The 4,593-nt window shown below is 69.1% G+C and carries 2 protein-coding genes; both read left to right on the plus strand.

Features of this window, described 5'->3' with window-relative positions; genetic code table 11:
• The first annotated feature begins 358 nt into the window (after positions 1-358).
• Positions 359-3,319 (plus strand): M14 family metallopeptidase, encoded by a 2,961-nt coding sequence (locus tag ALMP_RS24260; protein WP_264931651.1) that lies wholly within the window; start codon positions 359-361, stop codon positions 3,317-3,319.
• A 227-nt stretch (positions 3,320-3,546) separates the two neighbouring features.
• Positions 3,547-4,554 (plus strand): type I glyceraldehyde-3-phosphate dehydrogenase, encoded by a 1,008-nt coding sequence (gene gap, locus ALMP_RS24265; protein ID WP_264931652.1) that lies wholly within the window; start codon positions 3,547-3,549, stop codon positions 4,552-4,554.
• Positions 4,555-4,593 lie beyond the last annotated feature (39 nt).

A 4,593-nucleotide genomic window follows, 5' to 3' on the forward strand; every position in this document is an offset into this window, starting at 1 on the left:
GGCCGACAAGCGCGCGGCCGACCTGGGCATCCCGGGCACGGAGGCCAATCTGAGCGACGAACTGGCCGACAACCTGGTCGGCTGAGGAGACGCACCACCGACCGCCGGCCGGCTGACCAACCGGCCGGACGGTCCCTCACCCCAGGGCCGCGACGTCGGTCGACGGCCGAACAGCAACCCCGCCCCCCAACACCCCAGCGCCGACGCCCCCAAGCCGCCGCCGCCCCCCTCCGCACCAGCCTCTTCGGCCTCCCGCCACCCCCAACTCCCGCCACTTGATGCCCCCTTGACTGGATCATGAAGTGACATGAGCCTGGCATCTGTTCGCTGCTGTGGCGGACCCACGCTAGGGGGGTTCATGAGACGTAGAGCGAGATCGATCCTCGCTGTCGGCGCGCTCCTGCTCGGCGGAGCAAGCCTCGCACCCATCGCCCAGGCCCAGTCCGGAAGTTCACCCGAGAAGTCCGACGCGGACGAGGTCAAGGTCTTCCGCGCCGAGGTCACCAAGAAGCAGGTACCCCTGCTTCTGGCGGCCGGCCAGGACGGTCACGAACTCAGTGAGCAGGCGCCCGAGCGGGGCACCGCCACCATCGAGGTCTACCTCACCGACGACCAGGCGAAGAAGCTCGAGAAGCAGGGCGTCCCCCTCACCGAGCACACCCTGACGGCCAAGGCCGAGAAGCGCGTCGAGGCCGCCGCCGACGGCGTGTTCCGCCCGTACAGCGGCAAGGGCGGCCTGAAGGAGGAGATCCTCCGCGCCGGGCAGCAGAACCCCGGCCTGACCAAGGTCGTCTCCATCGGCAAGACGATCAACGGCCAGGACATCCTCGCGCTCAAGCTCACCAAGAACGCCAAGAAGTCCAAGGACGGCTCCAAGCCCTCCGTCCTGTACCTGTCCAACCAGCACGCGCGCGAGTGGATCACGCCGGAGATGACCCGGCGCCTGCTCCACCACTACCTGGACAACTACAAGACGGACCGGCGCGTCAAGAAGATCGTGGACACCACGGAACTGTGGTTCGTCCTCTCCGCCAACCCCGACGGCTACGACTACACCTTCGAGCACACCGACAACCGCCTGTGGCGCAAGAATCTGCGGGACGTCAACGGCGACGGCGCGATATCCACCGGAGACGGCGTCGACCTCAACCGCAACTTCGCCTACAAGTGGGGCTACGACGACGAGGGTTCGTCCCCGCACCCCACCAGCCAGACCTACCGCGGCGCCGGCCCCAACTCCGAGCCGGAGACCAAGGCCCTGGACGCCTTCGAGAGGCGCATCGGCTTCGAGTACGGCATCAACTACCACTCCGCCGCCGAACTCATCCTCTACGGCGTCGGCTGGCAGGTCGCCACAAACACCCCCGACGACGTCCTGTACGAGGCGCTCGCCGGCACCCCGGAGAACCCCGCGATCCCCGGCTACCACCCGCAGGTCTCCTCGGAGCTGTACACCACCAACGGCGAGGCCGACGGCCACGCGGCCAACGTCAACGGCACGGCGATGTTCACCCCCGAGATGTCGACCTGCCAGACCGTCTCGAACCTCTACCCGGACGACCAGTGGAACGCGGCAGACTGCCAGTCGGTCTTCAACTTCCCGGACGACGAGAAGCTGATCCAGGAGGAGTTCGAGAAGAACATCCCCTTCGCGCTCTCCGTCGCCGAGAGCGCCGTCCGCCCCGACCAGCCGAAGTCCGCGGTCGGCCTGACCGCCGCCGACTTCACCCCGGCGCCGTTCGCCACCTCCTACTCCCGCGGCGCCGACCAGGAGGTCTCCGTCGTCGTCCGCAAGGCGCTGCGCGACAAGGAACTGAAGTACCGCGTCAACGGCGGCCGTACGCACGACGAGGACCTCAGGCCCTGGAAGGGCGGCGAGACCTACGGCGGCGACGACAACCTCTGGTTCGACGAGTACCGGGCCGAGGTCGAGCACGGCGTACCGGGCGACAAGGTCGAGGTGTGGTTCACCGGCGAGACCAAGGGCGGCAAGAAGGTCTCCAGCGAGCACTTCACCTACACCGTCGCCGAACGCCCCCGGGCCGACACCCTCGTCGTCGCGGAGGAGGGCGCCACGGCCGCCACACAGGCGCGGACCTACGTCGACGCGCTGAAGGCCAACGGCCGCAAGGCGATCGTCTGGGACGTCGCCACCCAGGGCGTGCCCGACGCGCTCGGCGTGCTGAGCCACTTCGGCACGGTCGTCCACTACACGGGCGCGAGCGTCCCCGGCAACCCGACCCAGCTGGAGCTGCGCGCCTACCTCAACGAGGGCGGCAAGCTGATCGAGGCCGGAGAGCTGGCCGGCGGCAACGTCGACCTCGGCGACGGCACCCCGTCCAACGACTTCAGCCAGTACTACCTGGGCGCCTACACCCGCACCTCGCTGGCCGGCGCGACCTCCTTCCAGGGCGCGGGTGCGCTCGCCGGTGCCGGCGGGTCCCTCGGCGCGGCACCCGGCAACCCGCTCAACCAGGCCGGGTCCTACAGCGTCACCTCCGACACGCTGCCCGTGGCGACGTTCCCGCAGTTCGCCGCGGCGGGCGCCGGCGGTTACCCCGGCGCCGTCAACCCGTACGGGCCCTTCGCGGGCAGCTCCATGGCCGCCGTCACGCACAGCGACTACGCCTGGAACCGCCTCACCCGCACCGTCGACCTCAGCGGGGTGAGCGCGTCGGAGAAGCCGACCCTGCGCACGCACCTGCTGTGGAACACGGAAGAGGGGTACGACCACGCCGTGCTGGAGGCGCACACCGTCGGCGCCGAGGACTGGACCACGCTCCCGGAGGCCGGCGGCGCCACCAGCACCGCCGTACCCCTCGAGTGCGAGGCCGGGTACTTCGTCCAGGCGCACCCCGCCCTCAAGCGGTACCTGACGGTCTCCGGCGGTGGCTGCGCGCCCACCGGCACCAGCGGCTCCTGGAACAGCTTCACCGGGGCCTCGGCCGGCTGGCAGGAGGTCTCCTTCGACCTGTCCGCCTACGCGGGCAAGAAGGTGGAGCTGTCCCTCGGCTACATCACCGACCCCGGCTCCGGCGGCCGCGGCGTCCTCGCCGACAACGCCTCCCTCGTCATCGGCGGCACCCCCGTCGAGACCGAGGGCTTCGAGACGTCGCTCGGCGCGTGGAGCGTGGCCGGCCCGCCGGCCGGCAGCCCCGCCGTCGTCAAGGACTGGGCGCGCACCGGAGCGCTCTTCCAGACGTACGGAGCGGTCACCACGGACGACACCGTGCTGCTGGGCTTCGGCCTGGAGCACCTCGCCACGGCGGCCGACCGCGCGGCGCTCATCGGAAAGGCCCTCGCCTCACTTGACAAGTGACACGCCGAGGTCAACATCGCGGCACACGCGTTGACCGAAACGAGTGATCGGGCCGTCAGGCCCGGGCGGTCCGTACCCCTACCGGCGGGTACGGACCGCCCTGCCGTGTATGGCACGTCTCGATGTCACCACGGGGGCCTCGGGGAGGTAGGGTCGGGGGTGGTCGGGGACATCCCAAACAGCTCGCCGGCACCGCATGGCCGGCGTACCAACGAGGAGATCGGTTCGTGACGATCCGCGTAGGCATCAACGGCTTTGGCCGCATCGGTCGTAACTACTTCCGCGCGCTGCTGGAGCAGGGTGCTGACATCGAGATCGTGGCTGTCAACGACCTGGGTGACACCGCGACCACCGCTCACCTGCTCAAGTACGACACCATCCTGGGCCGCCTGAAGCAGGAGGTGTCGCACACCGCCGACACCATCACCGTCGACGGCAGGACCATCAAGGTCCTCTCCGAGCGCAACCCCGCCGACATCCCGTGGGGCGAACTCGGCGTCGACATCGTCATCGAGTCCACCGGCATCTTCACCAAGAAGGCCGACGCCGAGAAGCACCTCGCCGGCGGCGCCAAGAAGGTCATCATCTCGGCGCCGGCCACGGACGAGGACGTCACCATCGTCATGGGCGTCAACCAGGACAAGTACGACGCCGAGTACCACCACGTCATCTCCAACGCCTCCTGCACCACCAACTGCGTGGCGCCGATGGCCAAGGTCCTCGACGAGAACTTCGGCATCGTCAAGGGCCTGATGACGACCGTCCACGCGTACACCAACGACCAGCGCATCCTGGACTTCCCGCACAAGGACCTGCGCCGCGCCCGCGCCGCCGCCGAGAACATCATCCCGACCACCACCGGCGCCGCCAAGGCGACCGCCCTGGTCCTGCCGCAGCTCAAGGGCAAGCTGGACGGCATCGCGATGCGCGTCCCGGTCCCCACCGGCTCGGTCACCGACCTGGTCCTGGAGCTCAGCCGCGAGGTCACCAAGGAAGAGATCAACGCCGCCTTCCAGAAGGCCGCCGAGGGCGAGCTGAAGGGCATCCTCGAGTACACCGAGGACCCGATCGTCTCCTCCGACATCGTCAACGCCCCGGCGTCCTGCACCTTCGACTCCTCCCTGACCATGGTCCAGGAGGGCAAGAACGTGAAGGTCATCGGCTGGTACGACAACGAGTGGGGCTACTCCAACCGCCTCGTCGACCTGACGGTCTTCGTCGGCGGCCAGCTCTGATCCACAGAGCGGGAACCTCGATGTGAGAGCAGGGCTCGG

The organism is Streptomyces sp. A012304, from assembly GCF_026008495.1.
Classification (GTDB): domain Bacteria; phylum Actinomycetota; class Actinomycetes; order Streptomycetales; family Streptomycetaceae; genus Streptomyces.

Excerpts from the sequence above, each read along its gene's own strand:
- ALMP_RS24260 (WP_264931651.1), top strand. The coding sequence starts at position 359 with ATGAGACGTAGAGCGAGATCGATCCTCGCTGTCGGCGCGCTCCTGCTC.